Annotated in this window: 14 protein-coding genes; 9 read left to right on the top strand and 5 right to left on the bottom strand. The window is 44.2% G+C overall.

Features of this window, described 5'->3' with window-relative positions; translation table 11 throughout:
• Window positions 1-21: 21 nt before the first annotated feature.
• Entirely contained in the window at window positions 22-390 is a 369-nt protein-coding gene (locus tag ACWPVE_RS02130) for a hypothetical protein (RefSeq protein WP_453990417.1), read from the bottom strand.
• 221 nt (window positions 391-611) lie between these two features.
• Window positions 612-1034: an adenosylmethionine decarboxylase gene (gene speD / locus ACWPVE_RS02125; protein ID WP_453990416.1), complete on the bottom strand. Its 423-nt coding sequence runs from the start codon at window positions 1032-1034 to the stop codon at window positions 612-614.
• 283 nt (window positions 1035-1317) lie between these two features.
• Between speD and ACWPVE_RS02120 the strand changes: the two genes are divergently transcribed.
• Entirely contained in the window at window positions 1318-2229 is a 912-nt protein-coding gene (locus ACWPVE_RS02120) for a spermidine synthase (RefSeq protein WP_453990415.1), read from the top strand.
• A gap of 150 nt (window positions 2230-2379) precedes the next feature.
• On the opposite strand, the gene ACWPVE_RS02115 is transcribed toward ACWPVE_RS02120, so the two are convergent.
• Together ACWPVE_RS02115 and ACWPVE_RS02110 are read right to left on the bottom strand one after the other, a co-directional pair.
• Window positions 2380-3369 carry a spermine/spermidine synthase domain-containing protein gene (locus tag ACWPVE_RS02115; protein ID WP_453990414.1) on the bottom strand — a complete coding sequence of 330 codons (990 nt, stop codon included), beginning with the start codon at window positions 3367-3369 and terminating at the stop codon, window positions 2380-2382.
• Window positions 3370-3511: 142 nt separating this feature from the next.
• Complete coding sequence (locus tag ACWPVE_RS02110; RefSeq protein ID WP_453990413.1) at window positions 3512-4822, bottom strand: nucleotide sugar dehydrogenase; 1311 nt, start codon at window positions 4820-4822, stop codon at window positions 3512-3514.
• Window positions 4823-5111: 289 nt separating this feature from the next.
• Between ACWPVE_RS02110 and ACWPVE_RS02105 the strand changes: the two genes are divergently transcribed.
• From ACWPVE_RS02105 to ACWPVE_RS02090, 4 genes are read left to right on the top strand one after another with little or no spacing between them, the layout of a single operon-like run.
• Window positions 5112-6215, top strand: coding sequence for a DegT/DnrJ/EryC1/StrS family aminotransferase (locus ACWPVE_RS02105; RefSeq protein ID WP_453990412.1), 1104 nt, complete (start codon window positions 5112-5114; stop codon window positions 6213-6215).
• A 3-nt stretch (window positions 6216-6218) separates the two neighbouring features.
• The gene (locus ACWPVE_RS02100) at window positions 6219-7289 is read left to right on the top strand and encodes a Gfo/Idh/MocA family protein (protein ID WP_453990411.1); all 1071 of its coding nucleotides are present in this window, start codon (window positions 6219-6221) and stop codon (window positions 7287-7289) included.
• Between the two features lie 4 nt (window positions 7290-7293).
• Window positions 7294-8244, top strand: a complete 951-nt coding sequence (locus ACWPVE_RS02095) for an NAD-dependent epimerase/dehydratase family protein (RefSeq protein WP_453990410.1) — start codon at window positions 7294-7296, stop codon at window positions 8242-8244.
• Window positions 8241-9230 (top strand): glycosyltransferase family 4 protein, encoded by a 990-nt coding sequence (locus ACWPVE_RS02090; protein WP_453990409.1) that lies wholly within the window; start codon window positions 8241-8243, stop codon window positions 9228-9230. The genes ACWPVE_RS02095 and ACWPVE_RS02090 overlap by 4 nt, the downstream gene beginning before the upstream one ends.
• A 106-nt stretch (window positions 9231-9336) precedes the next feature.
• Here the strand turns inward: ACWPVE_RS02090 and ACWPVE_RS02085 are convergent, their stop codons facing one another.
• Window positions 9337-10341, bottom strand: coding sequence for a DUF4855 domain-containing protein (locus ACWPVE_RS02085; RefSeq protein ID WP_453990408.1), 1005 nt, complete (start codon window positions 10339-10341; stop codon window positions 9337-9339).
• A gap of 141 nt (window positions 10342-10482) precedes the next feature.
• On the opposite strand from ACWPVE_RS02085, the gene ACWPVE_RS02080 reads away from it, so the two are divergent.
• The 4 genes from ACWPVE_RS02080 (at window position 10483) to ACWPVE_RS02065 (ending at window position 20434) form a co-directional block, all read left to right on the top strand.
• Window positions 10483-11469 (top strand): hypothetical protein, encoded by a 987-nt coding sequence (locus ACWPVE_RS02080; protein ID WP_453990407.1) that lies wholly within the window; start codon window positions 10483-10485, stop codon window positions 11467-11469.
• Between the two features lie 66 nt (window positions 11470-11535).
• Entirely contained in the window at window positions 11536-12228 is a 693-nt protein-coding gene (locus ACWPVE_RS02075) for a DapH/DapD/GlmU-related protein (protein ID WP_453990406.1), read from the top strand.
• A gap of 311 nt (window positions 12229-12539) precedes the next feature.
• Window positions 12540-15317, top strand: coding sequence for an NTTRR-F1 domain (locus tag ACWPVE_RS02070; protein ID WP_453990405.1), 2778 nt, complete (start codon window positions 12540-12542; stop codon window positions 15315-15317).
• A 278-nt stretch (window positions 15318-15595) separates the two neighbouring features.
• On the top strand, window positions 15596-20434 hold the full coding sequence (locus ACWPVE_RS02065) for an NTTRR-F1 domain (RefSeq protein ID WP_453990404.1): 4839 nt from the start codon (window positions 15596-15598) through the stop codon (window positions 20432-20434).
• Window positions 20435-20454: the final 20 nt, after the last annotated feature.

Here is a 20454-nt window from a genome sequence, read left to right as displayed (position 1 = left end):
GGTTTTGTCAGTCAGTTAATTTTATTCATCATCCGACTTTGTAATGAGATAATGATCTCCAGACGGGTCTTCGAGTAACTCATAAATCATAATATTCTCAAGATCTTGCTCGTTCCCACTAATCGTGATATTGATGGTGTCACCACTACTAAATCTAGGGATGAAAGCAACAACTCTCGATGTAAGTTGGCTTTCTAGGACAACATGGTCGCTTTCAATTTGTACCAGTGGATGATCACCAATGAAAGTATAATGTAGTCTCTTTTCTACTACCACGGTAATACCGCTTGATTGCTCATCGAATACCTGATTATCATAATGATAACCAGTTGAGTTAATTCTATTTGCATATGGCGTAAAACGAGAATCATCATTAAAGCGCTTTGACATAAGTCACCTCCCTCTACCTCCTATTATAGTAAATGCAAGAAAGTGGAAATAGCTTGGACTGAAGGAGGAGTGAAAATAACCATTTTTAATAGAAACATATGAGACCAGGTTAGAGGTTGATGATTAGATGAGTTAAGAGGGATTTTACTCGTGTATTTTGTTGCATAGTTAGACTCGGTGATTTGCCTTATGTGAGGAAACTAGAATCTTACGAGTGCTAGCTAGTCGCCTTGTTTATCAGGATTCTCAGTAGGTGAAAAATCACGAATGGATACGTGATTACCCTTGATTATCTGAGGATATGTTGTTCCTCTAGCAATAAAATAAACGATCGCATGGCTAGATTCCAATCCTTTTAAGAGAATTTCAACTTGTGTCTCAATGTTACGGTCACCACAAGTATAAAAGTCTAACGAAGCATACCCTTTTTCTGGCCATGTATGAATGGATAAATGAGACGTTGATAAAACGAGCATGCCAGTTACCCCGTGTGGATAAAACTGGTGAAAGTAGGTATACAAAACCTCCATATTAGTGTTATTGGCTACTTTCTCACATAAGTGTTCCAAATAATCCATGTCATCCAAAATGGTAGGATTACAACCGTATATATCTAAAATAATATGCTGTCCTTCTATGTTCAAAATTAGATCACCCTCTCTTTATAAGTTGTCTAATATCGTATGACATCCCCTAAATAACAGATTGTACCGTTGTCCATATTTCTTCGAAAAAGTACTTTAATAGGGCCAAAATACTAAAAAAGAATATGAAGGGAAAAGTTGGACATTCGTCCAACCGTTGAATGAGGGTTTTCATATCATAACGTAGGTCCTTATAGTAAATAACGCAGCGTATGTACAATGTGAGTTTTTTGTAAATGGGTTAAATAGTTTCTAGAATGATATATAAACGAGGAGTGTTATTGTGAGTAGATTTAAAAAATCAGAGCTCGACTCTTTAAGGGATTATATAAGTATTGATGAAGAACCTGAAGGAGACTATCAAATTTTACGTACCTATAAAACGCCTACCCAAAGGATTGCGGTTGTGGATGAGGAAGGAGATATTTTAATCTATAGTAACGGACATCAAATGTTCGGTACGACTTCTGACGAACGAAGGTTTGCAGAGGCAGTCGTACATGCTCCTATGGCGGCAACACGCAGTCGACGAAATGTATTAATTATCGGGGGTGGTGGAGGAATTACGACATGCGAGGTCCTTCGCTATGCAGATGTTGAACATGTCTCAACTTTAGACATTGATGATGTGATGATAAATTTTGGTAAAAAATTAAAGCCACTTGTAAAATTTAATGAAGGTTCTTTAAATCATCCGAAAGTAAAAACAGTGATTGAAGATGGGAGAAAATTCTTAGAAAATAATCATGCAAAATGGGATGTCATTATCGTTGATTTACCTGAACCGACTGTAAGAAATCCGTCCCTCTCTCGTTTGTTCAGTGTGGAGTTTTATCGCCTTCTGAAGGAGCGGTTACAACCAGGTGGGGCAATAAGCGTGGCTTGTTCAACAGCAGACTCTACACCTGAGTATTTATGGAGTATCTATAACACTCTTGGTCAAGCGGGTTTTTATGTATCACCTTATCATTACATCGAACATGAGGATGCAGAGGACTGGTTGTTTTGTCTTGGCTCGACAACGCCGATTAGAGTAAATACGTTAAGAATGAAAGTGAACGCTAAGTATACGACAACTGAGCGGTTAAGAAATATGTTTCGTTTACCATATTATCTTGTAGTTTCACGGCATAAAGGGAAGGTTCAAACCGATCAAAATACAGTGTTGGTCGATATTACGAATAAGGTATTTTAAGAGAATATAATTGTTTTAACACATGCCACTTTAAAAGTGACTTACGCCAAATGGAAAGAATAAAGCTACCTAGAATGGTAGCTTTTGAGTGTAGACAAAGTCAAACTTGACTTTGTCTACATTTATTTTTATAGGAAACACTAGTACTTGTTATAAACGAATCACTTCTTCTTGGAAAATCTTATGCAATTGAGGGTTTTTTTCTTTAATCACAATAGCTTCTCTTTTATAGGCTAACATATTACTTCTAAAGTGAAAGAGACTACCTAGATTTGAAGGTAATGTTCGGTATGGAACACGGATACTCCTCATTTGTGTGGATAACGGTTTCTTTGCACCCAATTGAAAACCCCAGTCTCCAAACGATGGGACAATTGTATGATAGCCTTCTGTATATAATCCTGCTTTCTCCATTGTTAGGCCAATACTCCAAAACACAATAGGTGTATCTTCAGGAGAGTTAGCCTGACAGACAATCAGCCCGTCTTTAGCTAAATAATTGGTTATCATTTGGAACATTTCTAACGTGTACAAGCTAGCGAGGGTAGCATCAGTAGGATCTGGAAAATCCACAAGTATAAGATCGTACTTCTTGTTATTATTTTTCAGAAAGTGACGAGCATCTTCTGCATATGCATTCACACGTTTATCAAAAAATGCTCGTTCATTTAATTCAACAATTTCTGGTATATTTCGAGCGATATTTAACATTTCTGGGTCTATGTCAACAAGGTCAACATGCTTTACGTCTGAGTATTTTAATACCTCCCTTAATGCTAAACCATCACCGCCCCCTAAAATTAAGACGCGGTCATGGTGATCAGTAAGCGCCATGGGGATGTGAACAAAAGCTTCATGATAGATCCGCTCATCTAAAGAACTAAATTGAAGTTGTTCATCTAAAAACATCCTAATTTCTTTCGCTTCTAAAACATGGATATTTTGGAACTTGCTCTGTCCTTGATATAATTTTTTATGGTCACATCTCAACATTTCTCTAAGATTTATTTGATCCCAGATATCCGCACGATTATTTTTCTTTATTCCAGTATTTTCGGACCTTTGATGGTTCTTCTTCAAATTTTGTTTAGTTGTGATTACACCATCTGAGAGCCATAACCTTGGTTTTGAATCATACACACTATCCCCACCAATCAAGTAAAAGATATTAGACAAATATCATGTCTTGTAGTTAGTGTATAAGATTCGTAGGCTCTCAGTCTGTGCGGTTGCCTATGTGAATCATAATTGATAAAAACGCCTATACCTTCCGTGTTTTGGATTAATCCTTAATCGCTTCACCTAATCGTACCACCTTGGCATTTCCATGATGTCCTTTTGTCACATTTCGAGTATCGAAAACAAGTTGACTGTTCGCTAAGATCGTGTCTAATGGGATCTCCGAATGGTCGGTTAATATGATAACGCAATCCATCTCGTTTAACGTCTTTTCTGTAAGCGGAATATTCGTATATAAATGATCGTGAATGAGGATAGAAGAGACAAACGGGTCGTGGTAAAGTACATTTGCACCTTCTCTATGAAACTTCTCCATAATTTCTAGTGCTGAAGAATCACGGGTATCTGATACATCCTTTTTATAGGTGATCCCATAAATAAGTATGTTAGCAGAAGCGAGAGGTTTAGTAGGCTTCAAAAGCTCTCTTGTACGGCTAACAATGTGGTTGACCATTGATTGATTTGTTACATCGGAAATGGTGATAAAGTCGCTACTTGCTTCTAATTGCTGCAGTTTCCATTGAAGATAGAAAGGATCAACTGGGATACAATGACCGCCAATACCTGGTCCAGGATAGAATGGGGTATATCCATATGGTTTTGTCGCAGCGGCATCAACAATTTCCCAAATATCAACTTTTAGTTTTTCGCAAAGGATTGCCATCTCATTGATGAACGATATATTAATGAAACGGAATGTGTTTTCAAGTAGCTTTGTTAACTCTGCAGCTTCTGTTGAAGAAACAGGTACAACATCTTGATAGATTTCTTTATAAAGAGTGACACCTACATCTAAACACTTTTCTGTAACCCCTCCAATTACTTTTGGGATTTCTTCTACAGAATATTTTGTATTACCAGGGTCAATTCTCTCAGGTGAATTGGCTAAAAAGAAATCTGTACCAACGTGAAATCCACTTTTCTCTAGTATCGGTAATAACACTTCGTTCGTAGTTCCAGGATAGGTGGAGCTTTCTAATATGACAAGTTGCCCCTTTTGTAACCTTTTTTGAACTTCATTTCCTGCGCTAATGATAAAACGTAAATCAGGTGTTTTTTGTTTAGTGAGTGGGGTGGGCACACAAATGATGATTGAATGGACATTCTTTATCTCATCAAAATCATAAGTTGGAAAAAAGTTTCCTTCTGACATTACCTTTTCTAGTCTGTGATCGTCTATGTCACCAATATAGCTTTTAAAGCTTTGGAGCTGATTGATCTTCCTTTGATCTTTATCTATACCGATTACATGAAACCCTTTATCAGCAAGCATGACAGACAAGGGAAGGCCGACGAACCCTAGACCGATCACTGCAATTTTATGATTATTCTTCTGTGAATCTTCGTTACTCATAATAAAACTCACCTCGTCTAATATAAAAATTTTATACAATCTTAAAATATGCACGGGTGATTTGAATGAAATGGACAAACAGCTTAATTCTTAAAAATATGCATTTATATCATGGACACATATGTACTAATCTTTATCCCAAATAGCCTTTTTTCCTATTAATAAATAGAAAAATCTAAGAGTGGTATGGTCTACAGCCGTTCCTCTATGTAATTGCAGTCATAAATTATGTAGGACAGTAATTTAAGCTTTATAGGTTTGAGTAATTAATAGAAAGGAGATAGTCAGATTGATTAGTTTGGTAGACTTAAGGCGCCAATTTCAAAGTGTTAAATACGAGATTTCACAAGCAATAAATGAAGTAATCGATAGTGGTCAGTATATTTTAGGGCCAAAAGTTACAGAGCTTGAGGAGAAAATTGCTAAAAGAATGGGGGTCCAAGAAGCCATTTCAGTTGCAAATGGGACGGATGCACTTGTTCTTACTCTTGATGCATTTGGCATTGGTGAGGGGGATGAAGTGATAACTTCTCCGTTTACATTCTTTGCTAGTGCTGAAGCCATATCTAGAGTTGGAGCCACCCCTGTATTCGCCGATATTGATCCTGTAACCTACAATATTGATCCGAAAGATGTTGAAAAAAAGATCACATCCGCTACAAAGGCGATCATCCCTATTCATCTATTCGGGCAACCAGCAGATATGGATGAAATCATGGATATAGCGAAGAATCACAGCCTTTACGTGATTGAAGATGCCTGTCAAGCGTTTGGGGCTACTTATAAAGACAGACCAGTTGGGAGTCTAGCAGATGCTGCTTGTTTCTCATTCTTTCCAACAAAAAATTTTGGAACAATGGGGGATGGGGGAGTCATTACAACCTCGGATAAAAACCTAGCTGCAACAATCAGAAAGCTTCGTACTCACGGTACAACTAAAAAGTACTATCACGACCGAATCGGTTATAACAGTAGACTTGATGAATTACACGCTGCCATTTTACTTGTGATCCTCCCAAAGATTGATGAGTGGAATCAACAACGAAGACAACATGCCATGAGATATTGGGAGAGGTTGAAACATGCTCCACATCTTCAATTACCAAAGGAAGCAAGTAATCGAACTCATATCTACCATTTATTTTGCATTGAAGCAAAGAACCGTGAAGAAGTGATGGAACGTTTGATAGATGAAAAGATTCAAACGGGCGTATATTATCCTCAATGCTTGCATTTACAAGACGTGTATTCAAATCTCAATTATAAAAAAGGTGATTTTCCAATAGCCGAATCAGTATCGGAAAAGCTTTTCGCCGTTCCCATGCATCCTTTCTTAACCGAGAAAGAACAAGATGAAGTCATATCGGTTTTACTTGCTAAGGGAGATGAATAAATCGTGATACGGTTTGGATTAATTGGCTGTGGATATATTTCAAAAAAACATGTGCAAAGTTTAGCTCAACATAAGGATGCTGTTCTAATGGCTGTAAGTGATTTAAATGAGTCACGTATGGATGCGGCGAGAGAATTATATCAAACACTTTCAGGTAAAATGGAACAAATCAACTATTATAAGGATTATGAAAAAATGTTAAGAGACCAAGATATTGATGTCGTCATCATCTGTTCTTTTTCAGGTTTACATGCAGAAATGGCAAAAAAGGCCCTTCAATCCAATAAACATGTCATCTTAGAAAAACCAATGGCATTGTCTATTGAAGAGTCCAATGAATTGATCACATTAGCTAACCAGCAGAACAAACAACTCATGATTTGTCACCAACTTCGCTTTCAACCTTTGATGCAAAAAATAAAAAAGGTCATTAAAGAAGGAAAATTAGGAGAAATCTATTTGGGAGTTGCCTCTTTTCGAATTAACAGGTCCTCTGAATACTATACTTCTGCCTCTTGGAGGGGAAAATGGGATAGTGACGGTGGCATGTTGATTAATCAAGGTATTCATCTTATTGATTTGCTTCAGTGGTATCTAGGTGAAGTAAAGTCTGTTTACGGTGAAATAGGTCATTACTCTGATTTGAAAGAAACAGAGGATGTTGCAATAGGGATATTGGACTTTACTACTCGCACAAAAGGAGTAATTGAGGCAAATATTGTTACCCAACCTAATAATCTAGGATACTCGTTATCCATCTTTGGCGAAAAAGGAACCATTTGTATTGAAGGGCCATCTCTGAATAAAATAGGTCGTTGGCATATTCAAGGTGAGGAAACAGATTGGAACGAGCTGAACTCCCTCCTAGAAGACCGAAATGAGGAAGTATATATGTATGAAAACTTTTTGGATGCCCTGCAATCTCAAAATGAGAGTTTAGTAGTAGATGGAATTGAAGGAAAAAAAGCACTTGAAATCATATTTGCCATTTATCAATCACAAATGATGAGGCAAGCTGTTCAGTTGCCAATTACCTCTTTTTCCACGTCAGATATGAAAGAAAGGAAGGGATAACGAGATGAATCTTGGAAAGGTTCTTGTAACTGGGGGTGCGGGGTTTTTAGGTTCACAACTTGTAAAAAGCCTGATGCCTCTAAGTGAACACATTATTATTATTGATGACTTATCGACGGGAAACAGATCCGCAATTCCAAAATCTGAGAAAATCACATTTTATGAAGATAGTATAACGAATGAAAAATTGTTAGAGGAAGTCCTTCCTGAAGTGGAGTATATCTTCCATTTTGCATGTAAAAATCTCGTATTATCTGTTGAGAATCTAAATAATGATTTCAATACGAATTTGTATGGGGGATATTTGCTACTTCAAAAGTCACAAGAATGTTGCAAGCAGTTAAAACGATTTATCTATGCTTCAACAACGTCTATTTACAGTGAAGCAACCATCTTACCCACACCAGAAACCTACCATAATATTAAACTTCCCTATGCCGCAAGTAAATTTTCAATGGAACATTATTGCCATGTCTATCATCAATTATATCAACTACCCATCACCATCCTTCGCTTCTCCAATGTATACGGACCTGGGCAGCTTACAGAAAACCCATATTGTGGAGTAGTAGCAAAGTTTTTTGAAGCAGCAATGACTCAAAATCCAATGATTATATACGGTGATGGAAATCAGACGAGGGATTTCACGTATGTTGAAGATGCCATCGAAGCTGTTCATTTAGCTGCAATCGATCACAAGGCAATTGGTCGTGTATATAATGTAGGGACTGGAGTTGAAACAAGCGTCATTGAACTTGCCCAAGTCGTTCATGAAGTGACTGATGAAGAAAACTTACTACTTCAATTTATGCCGAAACGCAAAGTGGATGTGGTGCAACGGAGAAGTATTGATTCCAAAAAAATTCAAACTGAATTAAATTGGACAATCAACCATTCTTTACAAGAAGGAATTCAAAAAACCTATAACTGGCTTAAAAATGGAGGTAGATCATGAAGATTTTTCATGGAACAACTGAAATTGCAGGCCAAATGGGAATCTTGAGCAGTGCCCTTACTAAAAAGGGGCATTGCTCTGTTGGATATAATACATTCCATTCCTATCTTGGCTATAAAGACTTTTTGGTAAATACGGACCAGGACGGATTAAATGAAAAATATGAGGAAATTCTTGATACCTTTGATATTTTCCATTTCCATTATAATACGACACTTAGACCAGATTTTTCAGATTTGTATGATTTAAAAAGAAGGAAGAAAAAAATGATCATGCATCATTGGGGAAATGATGTAAGATTTCATGAACTAGCAAAAAGTAAAAATCCATTTGCGTATACTGGCGATTCTCCGCCGAATGAGGAAATTCATGAAAAGTTAGTGGCAATTACAGAATATATTAAAGAGGCAATTGTTCAAGATTACGAAGTATATGAATATGTGAAAGACTATTATGAAAAGGTTCATGTTCTTCCTATTGCGATTGATCTCGCTTTATTTACTCCTCATTATCCTTCCATTAATAAGGATAAGCCCTTGATTCTTCATGCACCAACGAATCCTGCATTTAAAGGAACTGCCGTTGTGGAGGAAACGATTGAAAAATTGAAGGAATCATATGACATTGAATATAGGAGAATTGAAAAAATGAATCATGATGAAGTAATTGACCTTTATGCAAACGCAGATATTATTATTGATCAAGTTTTATGTGGTTCATATGGATTGCTCAGTGTAGAATCAATGGCATTAGGAAAACCAGTGTTAACCTATATTCGTCCAGACCTTGTGAAAACCTTCCCCTCAGAGTTTCCGATTGTCAACAGCAATCCGAATGATTTATATGCAAAGGTTAAGATGTTGCTGGATAATCCATCATTACGGAAAGAAATTGGTAGAAAAGGTAGAAAGTATGTAGAGAAATATCATTCCCATGATGTAGTGGTAGATCAGTTGCTAACCATTTATGCAAATCTAGGTGAATAAAAAAACTAAAAAGCTATTTCAAATAGAATGTTGCGCTATTTGAAATAGCTTTTTTAACATAAGAAAACCGGCCAACGAGAGGTGTTTTTTGACCGGTTCACAATTTTTAATGAGGGAAAGCAGCAGTCGGATAGACAGGTGAATACGTTTGTTTGATAAAGGAGTAGAGGTAGATATATTCGGTTAAGTTGTTTTGGTAAATATCTTGCATGGTTTGATTAGGAAATTGATAGACGAGTAGACTTTTTTTCATATACTCGTTGAAATATCCAAAATTTAAATAATCGAGCAAATGGCCGTCTTTAAAAAGTGCACCTTTCCCAAATGTGATTTGCATTCCTAAATGGTAGTGTCTAGCAAATACAGTTGCGTTCGGGATCCACGTATAATCTGGTCCAACATTTCCATAATAGTTTGGATGCGTGCATGCAGCATCAAATCCAAAGTTTTTCCATTCTACACAACCTGTAGAACCGTATTGCTGGAGCCATAAGGAAAGATAGCCTTTTTCACGAATATAAGCTGTGATTCGTTTCACAATATTTTCATCCTGGACGGCAATTGATGCCCGTGGCCAAACAAATCCTCGAAATAGTAACTTGTTATGCAGATGGATAGATTCTGCCCATTTAGATAAAAATTTTGAGATCCACCATTGTACAGCACTAAAACGATCGTCATCATTTTTAAAATTTAGCTCTTTTCCATCGATACTACCGAAATTTTCTTGTGTGAGGATTGGATAAGGAAGGGTTACCCAAATATCTGTTTGTTTCCCTGCTACTATATTGTTAGCGACTGCTTCGAAGTTATGGTTCATTTTAAACAACCGATTTAATACGATTTTCCAATCCTTTTTTTGAGGTAAAGTACCAAAATCAGCATACATCGGATATAGATAATGTCCTTTTCTCCCCATAATCGGATTAAAGATAAAACCATTAAATAGAGTATCAAGTGCCACACCATTTACAAGATAAGATTGATATGGTTTCAGGTCTTCTGCGGTCCAGTTTTTAATGGTATTCTCGCTCTCTTCTCCGTATGGAAGTACGCATATATGATTTTGGATGCCAAGTTCCTCAGCTGTCATATAATCATTTACTGTCAAATTCATCCCACCTTTCTTCATATCTTTTATAGCATATGAGGTGCCAGTTTATACGGTGAGTCCGCATGTCCCCATTTTGCAAGATTTGCATAACCAACGAAACCTTCTTGAATATGCTGTAAAAGGAAAGGAGAGATTCAGATGAAAATTGTTCATGCGCAAACTGAAATAGCAGGACAAATGGGGATTATATGTAAAGAGTTAAGAAAAAAAGGACATCAAGTAGCGGGATATAACTGTTTTCACACGTACTTGAATTATCGAGGAGATATCCATACTACAGATGCATTTGAAGTAATGAAAGAATTTGAGTTTCTTTTAAATAATAGTGATATTTTCCACTTTCATAATGCTAACACGCTCATACAGGATTTTGCAGATCTTCCATTATTAAAGGAAAAAGGGAAGAAAATGCTCATGCATCATTGGGGTAGTGATGTACGAACTGTCGAAATGGTTAATAGATTAAATCCTTATCCACTTCCACCAACCTATTACTCAGATGAAGAAATTCACAGACAACTCACATTCCTTTCAGAACATATTGATACAGCGATAGTACAGGATTATGAAGCGTATCATTATGTAAAGGATTATTATAAAAATGTATATGTTGTTCCACTTGCTTGCAATGTAGATGACTTTCAAGTTGCCTATCCTTCTGTTTCTAACAATCATCCTCTAATCATTCATGCTCCTACAAACCGAGAGTTTAAAGGTTCTGACTATGTAGAATCTGCTATTACAAAACTACACAATCAGGGGAATGTGTTCACCTATCATATTCTTGAGAAAATGAGCCATGACAAAGCACTTGCTGAATATTTAAAAGCGGATATTATCATCGATCAGTTATTATGTGGAACTTATGGAATGCTGAGTGTTGAAGCGATGGCCTTGGGCAAACCAGTAGTTGCTTTTATTCGTGATGATGTCAGACAAAAATTACCTGCGGATCTCCCAATTGTTCAAGCAACTCCAGACAATCTAGACGAAGTCCTTCAAGGTCTAATCAATGATCCAGTTCGTCGTCATGAGATTGGAAAGGCAAGTAGAATGTATGTTGAGAAGTATCATTCCGCAGAGCGAGTAACAAATGAGCTAGTAAATATTTATGAAAAACTATAGAAACATCTTAACCCAATATTCAATTAGTAGGTCATGAAATTGTGTCTAAAAATAGGGGGAGTGTCTATGATTCATCCATCAGTGGTGCTAGGCGATAATGTGAAAATAGGTGAAAATGTAGTCATAGAAGAAAATGTCATAATAGGAGATTCAGTATCGATAGGACATCATGTGGTGATTAAAAAAGATACAAAGATTGGAAACTTTGTACAAATTGGTGAGCTAACCGTCCTAGGCAAACCGACATCTTCCAATAAAAAAATGGCAAGAAAGCCAGGTGCAGCATTAGATCCATTGGTTATCGATGATTATGTAATGATTGGATGTAACAGTGTCCTGTATCGAGGGGGAAAGCTTAACCCTGGTGTTTTTGTTGGGGATTTAGCTAGTATTCGTGAAAAAGTAGAAATCGGTGAAGACAGTATTATTGGCCGAAATGCAATCGTTGAGACAAATACGAAAATAGGAAACCGAGTAACCATTCAGACGGGATGTTATATAACTGCAGATATGGTGATTGAGGACGAAGTGTTTTTTGGGCCATGCTGTTCATCTTCAAATGATAAGTATATGGGGATGGGAAATTTTAAGCATCAAGGACCGATTGTTAAAAAGGGTGCTAAAATTGGCAATAATGCCACTCTCCTACCTGCTATCACAATTGGTGAAAATGCAATTGTTGGCGCAGGGAGTGTCATAACGAAAGATGTTCCGCCGAACAAAACCGTTGTGGGTAATCCTGGAAGAATAATCAATTAATAAAAAGAGGCCATTCATTTTGAAGAAAGGAATGAATGGCCTTTATTTAATGATTGATTCACTTCAAACGAATGCTTACTAAAAATGTTTATGTAATTGAATGAAAGTTTTCTTATATAAGAAGATTAACGCACTGCAAATGTAAAATTTTTTTCTATAAAAGTAGACAAGTAATCTAAGCTCGTTCAAATTTGAGTGAATAATCTAGTAAATTTGAGTAACAAGCACCATCACTGTTATTTTTCCTCTACATAAAATGTTTTTGAGTACTCTTAATTGAGAGTGCTATAAAAAGTAAAGGAGGAGTGACATTGAGTATAGAAGACAGAATAATAAATGGTAGTTTTGAAACAGGAGAACTTTCACCATGGGTAGCTTTTAACGCTTTCGTTACTAGAGACTTTTCCCACAGTGGTTATTATTCAGCTAGATTAGAAGGTGTTTTTGAAAACGGATATATTTATCAAATCGTTCAGGTTAACCCAGGAGAAAGTTATGAGTTGCTTGCGTCACTTGCAAGAGTAGGTGCGGCTCTAAGTTCGCCAATTACCTTATCTGTTGGATATTATGATGCAGCATTTAACTTTCTCGGATACGGTCTTATTACCGTAATCGATGAAGATCGTATACCAAACGTTCTTGATAATAATACTTGGTTGGAAGTCTATCAAACTACTACACCTGCACCAGCGGGAGCAACACAGGCATTAGTTCTAGTAAACAATCTCCCGAGAGTTGGATCATCAGATGTAGTGGTTGATGATGTTCAACTATTAGTAGGAACTGGTCAAGGAGCTACCGGAGCAACTGGAGCGACAGGTCCGACAGGTCCGACAGGTCCGACAGGTCCAACTGGTGCAACAGGAGCGACAGGAGCTACAGGTGCAACAGGAGCAACAGGTGCGACAGGAGCGACAGGAGCAACCGGAGCCACAGGCGCAACAGGAGCTACAGGCGCAACAGGAGCTACAGGCGCAACAGGAGCGACAGGCGCAACAGGAGCCACAGGAGCGACAGGAGCGACAGGAGCTACAGGAGCAACAGGTGCAACCGGAGCCACAGGAGCAACAGGTGCAACAGGCGCAACAGGAGCAACTGGAGTGACAGGCGCGACAGGCGCAACAGGAGCAACAGGTGCAACGGGAGCCACAGGTCCAACAGGAGCCACAGGCGCAACTGGAGTGACAGGAGCGACAGGCGCAACAGGCGCAACAGGAGCGACAGGAGCCACAGGCGCAACAGGCGCGACAGGAGCGACAGGCGCAACAGGAGCGACAGGGGCAACAGGAGCGACAGGCGCAACAGGAGCGACAGGCGCAACAGGAGCGACAGGCGCAACAGGAGCGACAGGCGCAACAGGTGCGACAGGTGCGACAGGTACAACAGGTGCAACCGGAGCCACAGGAGCAACAGGTGCAACAGGCGCAACGGGAGCCACAGGAGCAACAGGCGCAACAGGCGCAACAGGTGCAACAGGCGCAACGGGAGCGACAGGAGCAACCGGAGCGACAGGAGCGACAGGAGCGACAGGTGCAACGGGAGCCACAGGAGCGACAGGAGCCACAGGTGCAACCGGAGCAACAGGAGCAACAGGCGCAACCGGAGCGACAGGAGCCACAGGTGCAACCGGAGCAACAGGAGCAACAGGCGCAACAGGCGCAACCGGAGCCACAGGTGCAACCGGAGCAACCGGAGCGACAGGTGCAACGGGAGCCACAGGAGCGACAGGAGCCACAGGTGCAACCGGAGCAACAGGAGCAACAGGAGCAACAGGCGCAACAGGTGTAACAGGTGCGACAGGCGCAACCGGAGCCACAGGTGCAACAGGAGCCACAGGTGCAACCGGAGCAACAGGAGCCACAGGAGCCACAGGAGCAACCGGAGCGACAGGCGCAACAGGTGCAACAGGTGCAACAGGCGCAACAGGCGCAACAGGTGTAACAGGTGCGACAGGCGCAACCGGAGCCACAGGTGTAACCGGAGCAACCGGAGCCACAGGAGCGACAGGTGCAACCGGAGCGACAGGCGCAACAGGTGCAACCGGAGCGACAGGTGCAACGGGAGCCACAGGTGCGACAGGAGCCACAGGTGCAACCGGAGTCACAGGAGCCACAGGTGCAACCGGAGCGACAGGCGCAACAGGTGCAACAGGTGCAACCGGAGCCACAGGTGCAACAGGTGCCACAGGAGCAACAGGTGCAACAGGCGCAACGGGAGCGACAGGCGCAACAGGCGCAACCGGAGCGACAGGAGCGACAGGTGCAACGGGAGCGACAGGCGCAACAGGTGCAACAGGTGCAACAGGTGCAACAGGTGCAACAGGCGCAACCGGAGCGACAGGAGCGACAGGAGCGACAGGCGCAACAGGAGCCACAGGTGCAACAGGAGCCACAGGTGCAACAGGAGCTACAGGAGCCACAGGTGCAACAGGCGCAACGGGAGCGACAGGTGCAACGGGAGCGACAGGCGCAACAGGAGCTACAGGAGTGACTGGAGCGACAGGCGCAACAGGCGCAACCGGAGCGACAGGAGCGACAGGTGCAACGGGAGCGACAGGTGTAACAGGAGCTACAGGTGCAACAGGAGCCACAGGTGCAACAGGAGCGACAGGTGCAACAGGTGCAACAGGAGCCACAGGAGCCACAGGCGCAACAGGAGCAACTGGCCCAACAGGTGCAACTGGAACTTCAGTCACGGCTAATTCAATGTTTGCATCAAATACTACTGGTTTTGTAGTTCAACTCGGTGGAGATGTTATTCCACTTCCACAGAACCAAAATCTAGATGGTTTCACAGTAGACGGAACAAATACCGTATTTACTGTTCCAGCTGATGGACGTTACTATATCACATACCAAATCAATACAACAGCTGCAATAGCAGGTACTTCAAGAATATTATTAAATGGTAATCCATTAGCAGGATCTGTAGTTACTCCACTTCTTTCTCTATCTCAATTTAACAATGATGTAATTGTTAACCTAACTGCTGGAGATACCATTTCTCTTGAATTACTCGTATTACTTGGTGCAACCTTACTCGGTGGAGGATCAACTGGAGCTGCATTAACTATTATAAGGGTGGAATAGAAGTAAAGGGCATGGGGAAGTTTCTCCATGCCTCTATTTCTTTGAGAGAAAAGTTAATACCACCGTCATTGTTATGAAATTTGTTTTACAGTATTTAAGTAAATCTGAAATTGTAATGCACATAAGGGTTTTATTTAAAATTCTGAGAATGTGTTTTTCACTAGAGGTAAGAGTCCTGTCAAATCGTGTTGTGAACCCGTACAATACTGTATGTTTGAACATCACTAATGACAACTGACTGAGATATATTACTAGTAAAAAATTAGGAGGTGATGGGTTTGTCTATTATTGACCAAATTATAAATGGTGGATTTGAAGACTTTTCACTTATGCCTTGGATTGCTTTGAATACTGAATTAACAAGTGAATTTTCACATTCTGGTTATTATTCTGCAAGATTAACAGGTGGAGATTCTGTTGCATTTTTAGTTCAATATGTTCCAGTTCAAGGAGGTGTGCAATATGAGTTTTTCACTTCGCTCGCAAAGGTTGGAGAGTCAGAGAGCCCCATGATAAGTATTTCCATTGCTTATTATGATGATTCGCTAAATCTCCTTGGATACGGGTTAATTACAAATATCAATGAAAATAGGTTACCTAATGTAGAAAATAATCAATGGCTGGAAATATATGAAAATACCACTGCAGCACCAATTGGTAGTACGCAAGCACTTGTTGCAATCGTTAAGCTACCTCAGGTAGGAAGCTCAGATGTACTAGTAGATGATGTGGCGATGCTGACTGCTGAGGGAATTGGAATAACGGGCCCAACTGGAGCCACAGGAGCAACCGGAGTCACAGGTGCGACCGGACCAACAGGAGCAACTGGATCAACAGGCGCCACGGGAGTCACAGGTGCAACTGGATCAACAGGCGCAACAGGAGCCACAGGTGCAACAGGAGCCACAGGTCCAACAGGCGCAACGGGAGTCACAGGAGCCACAGGAGCCACAGGCGTCACAGGAGTAACAGGAGCAACAGGATCAACGGGAGCCACAGGTACGACAGGTGCCACAGGTGCAACCGGAGCGACAGGAGTAACAGGAGCAACCGGAGCAACAGGCGCCACGGGTGCGACAGGATCAACTGGACCAACTGGAGCCACAGGCGCCACAGGAGCAACAGGCGTTACTGGAGCAACAGGCGTTACTGGAGCAACCGGAGTCACAGGTGCGACCGGACCAACAGGAGCAACTGGATCAACAGGTGTAACAGGCGCCACGGGAGCCACAGGCGCAACAGGTGTAACAGGAGTCACAGGTGCGACAGGAGTCACAGGACCAACGGGAGCCACTGGAGTTACGGGTGCAACAGGCGCCACAGGCGTCACTGGAGCCACCGGAGTCACAGGACCAACGGGAGCAACAGGCGCCACAGGAGCAACAGGTCCAACAGGCGCCACTGGAACAACAGGAGTCACGGGAGCCACAGGTGCAACAGGATCAACAGGCGCAACGGGAGCCACAGGAGCCACAGGAGCAACAGGATCAACTGGACCAACGGGAGCCACGGGAGTAACAGGTGCAACGGGAGCCACAGGAGCGACAGGAGTAACTGGTGCAACGGGAGCCACGGGTGCAACAGGAGCCACGGGTGCAACAGGAGCCACGGGTGCAACAGGAGCAACAGGCGTCACTGGAGCCACCGGAGTCACAGGACCAACGGGAGCCACAGGTGCGACAGGTCCAACAGGACCAACAGGCGTTACCGGACCAACCGGAGTCACAGGTGCGACCGGACCAACCGGAGTCACAGGTGCGACCGGACCAACAGGAGCAACTGGAGTCACAGGAGTCACAGGAGTCACAGGAGTCACAGGAGTCACAGGAGTCACAGGACCAACGGGAGCAACGGGTGCCACAGGTGCGACAGGTGCGACAGGTGCCACAGGCGCAACGGGAGCCACAGGAGCCACAGGAGCAACAGGATCAACTGGACCAACGGGAGCCACGGGAGTAACAGGTGCAACGGGAGCCACAGGAGCGACAGGAGTAACTGGTGCAACGGGAGCCACGGGTGCCACAGGAGCCACGGGTGCAACAGGTGCAACAGGTGCCACAGGAGCCACAGGATCAACAGGAGCCACAGGCGCAACAGGTGTAACAGGAGTCACAGGTGCGACAGGAGCCACAGGTGCAACAGGAGCCACAGGAGCCACAGGAGCAACAGGAGCAACAGGTGCAACAGGCGCAACGGGAGCGACAGGCGCAACAGGCGCAACCGGAGCGACAGGAGCGACAGGTGCAACGGGAGCCACAGGTGCGACAGGAGCCACAGGTGCAACCGGAGCCACAGGAGCCACAGGCGCAACAGGTGTAACAGGAGTCACAGGTGCGACAGGAGTCACAGGAGTCACAGGTGCAACAGGACCAACGGGAGCAACGGGTGCCACAGGTGCGACAGGTGCCACAGGCGCGACAGGTCCGACAGGTGCAACAGGCGCAACCGGAGCGACAGGATCAACAGGAGCAACAGGCTCAACAGGAGCCACAGGAGCAACCGGAGCCACAGGAGCCACAGGTGCAACAGGAGCGACAGGAGCCACAGGTGCAACAGGAGCCACAGGAGCAACAGGCGCAACAGGTGCAACAGGCGCAACAGGTGCAACAGGCGCCACTGGAGCCACAGGCGCGACAGGTCCAACAGGACCAACTGGTGCAACTGGAGTCACAGGAGTAACAGGACCAACAGGGGTCACAGGCGCAACAGGACCAACGGGACCAACAGGTGCAACCGGAGCCACAGGTGTAACTGGAGCAACTGGGGCAACAGGCTCAACTGGACCAACAGGCGTCACCGGAGCGACAGGAGTCACAGGAGCGACAGGTGCAACAGGCGCAACCGGAGCGACAGGTGCAACGGGAGCCACAGGAGCCACAGGTGCGACAGGAGTCACAGGACCAACGGGAGCCACTGGAGTCACGGGTGCAACCGGAGCCACAGGTGCAACAGGCGTTACAGGCGTAACAGGAGTCACAGGTGCGACAGGATCAACAGGTGTCACAGGACCAGCAGGCGCCACAGGAGCAACTGGACCAACTGGACCAACTGGACCAACGGGAGCCACGGGAGTCACAGGTGCAACTGGATCAACAGGCGCCACAGGAGCAACAGGTGCCACAGGCGCAACAGGACCAACAGGTGCAACCGGAGCCACAGGCGCAACAGGACCAACAGGCGTCACCGGAGCGACAGGAGCCACAGGAGCGACAGGTGCAACAGGCGCAACCGGAGCGACAGGTGCAACGGGAGCCACAGGAGCCACAGGAGCCACAGGTGCAACAGGCGCAACAGGTGCGACAGGAGTCACAGGACCAACGGGAGCCACTGGAGTCACGGGTGCAACCGGAGCCACAGGTGCAACAGGCGTTACAGGCGTAACAGGAGTCACAGGTGCGACAGGACCAACCGGAGCAACAGGTGCAACTGGAGTCACAGGTGCAACAGGAGTAACAGGACCCACTGGCGTCACAGGAGTCACAGGTGCAACAGGACCAACGGGAGCCACAGGAGCAACAGGCGCCACTGGAGCAACAGGAGTCACGGGAGCAACAGGAGTCACGGGAGCCACAGGAGCAACAGGTCCAACAGGACCCACTGGCGTCACAGGAGTAACAGGAGTAACAGGACCCACTGGCGTCACAGGAGTCACAGGTGCGACAGGACCAACGGGAGCCACAGGTGCAACAGGAGCAACAGGCGCCACTGGAGCTACAGGAGCCACCGGAGTCACGGGTGCAACTGGAGCCACAGGCGTCACAGGAGTAACAGGTGCAACAGGCTCAACGGGAGCCACAGGTGCAACAGGCGCCACTGGAGCAACAGGAGTCACGGGAGCCACAGGTGCAACAGGCTCAACAGGACCAACAGGTGTAACAGGCGCGACAGGAGTAACTGGTGCAACGGGAGCCACGGGAGTAACAGGCGCAACAGGCGCAACAGGAGCGACAGGCGCAACAGGCGCAACAGGAGCCACAGGTGCGACAGGAGTCACAGGACCAACAGGAGCCACGGGTGCAACAGGAGCAACAGGCGTTACAGGCGTAACAGGACCAACTGGAGCCACCGGAGTAACAGGTGCAACTGGATCAACAGGCGCAACAGGAGCCACTGGATCAACAGGATCAACAGGACCAACAGGACCAACTGGAGCCACCGGAGCCACTGGAGTAACAGGTGCAACAGGCGCAACAGGTGCAACTGGATCAACAGGAGCCACGGGAGCCACAGGCGCAACAGGAGCGACAGGCGCAACAGGAGCGACAGGCGCCACAGGTGCAACAGGTGCAACAGGAGCGACAGGCGCAACAGGCGCGACAGGTCCGACAGGTGCAACCGGAGCGACAGGCGCCACGGGTGCGACAGGCTCAACTGGACCAACTGGAGCCACAGGTGCCACAGGCGCAACGGGAGCTACAGGTGCAACAGGAGCAACAGGTGTAACAGGAGCTACAGGAGCTACAGGAGTGACTGGAGCGACAGGCGCAACAGGTGTAACAGGAGTCACAGGAGTAACAGGACCCACTGGCGTCACAGGCGCGACAGGTCCGACAGGCGCAACCGGAGCGACAGGAGTAACAGGAGCAACCGGAGCGACAGGCGCCACGGGTGCGACAGGCTCAACAGGACCAACAGGCGTGACAGGCGTCACTGGAGCAACAGGCGCCACAGGCGCAACAGGCGTCACAGGAGTCACAGGTGCCACTGGCCCAACTGGACCTTCCCCCATTTACCAATTTAATAATACTGCGGGACCAGTGGCTATTCCGGTAACACCACCAACAGAAACTGTGTTAGGAACAATTATTGTACCTGTAACAGCAGGTGATGCATTACAACTTGCCTATGCTGCATCAATTGAGTTTGTAGCAACAGCAAACAATACTATTAATTATAGCCTACGACTATATGCAGACGGTAATCTCGTAGACACTAGAACTGTTAATACTCATTATTCCCCAGCAGGAACTTACAGAAATCCAGTTGCAGTAATCGCTGGATATAATGCAACGACAACAGGAAATGTAACGATTCAAGTTCGAGCTATTGTAAACAGTGCAACCAGTGTTACTTCCGTTTCAGGTTTGAATATTGATTTAAATGTTATTGTGTTTTAAGAGATTTTTGATAAAAGCGC

This window comes from Bacillus nitroreducens (assembly GCF_964021195.1).
Note: the sequence above shows the minus strand (reverse complement) of the source record. Positions and strands in the feature narration are given on the sequence as shown.

Bases quoted from the DNA above. Each gene is read 5' to 3' on its own strand.
- ACWPVE_RS02075 (WP_453990406.1), top strand. From the start codon at position 11,536: ATGATTCATCCATCAGTGGTGCTAGGCGATAATGTGAAAATAGGTGAA.
- ACWPVE_RS02095 (WP_453990410.1), top strand. From the start codon at position 7,294: ATGAATCTTGGAAAGGTTCTTGTAACTGGGGGTGCGGGGTTTTTAGGT.
- ACWPVE_RS02130 (WP_453990417.1), bottom strand. From the start codon at position 390: ATGTCAAAGCGCTTTAATGATGATTCTCGTTTTACGCCATATGCAAAT.
- ACWPVE_RS02090 (WP_453990409.1), top strand. From the start codon at position 8,241: ATGAAGATTTTTCATGGAACAACTGAAATTGCAGGCCAAATGGGAATC.
- ACWPVE_RS02110 (WP_453990413.1), bottom strand. From the start codon at position 4,822: ATGAGTAACGAAGATTCACAGAAGAATAATCATAAAATTGCAGTGATC.
- ACWPVE_RS02080 (WP_453990407.1), top strand. From the start codon at position 10,483: ATGAAAATTGTTCATGCGCAAACTGAAATAGCAGGACAAATGGGGATT.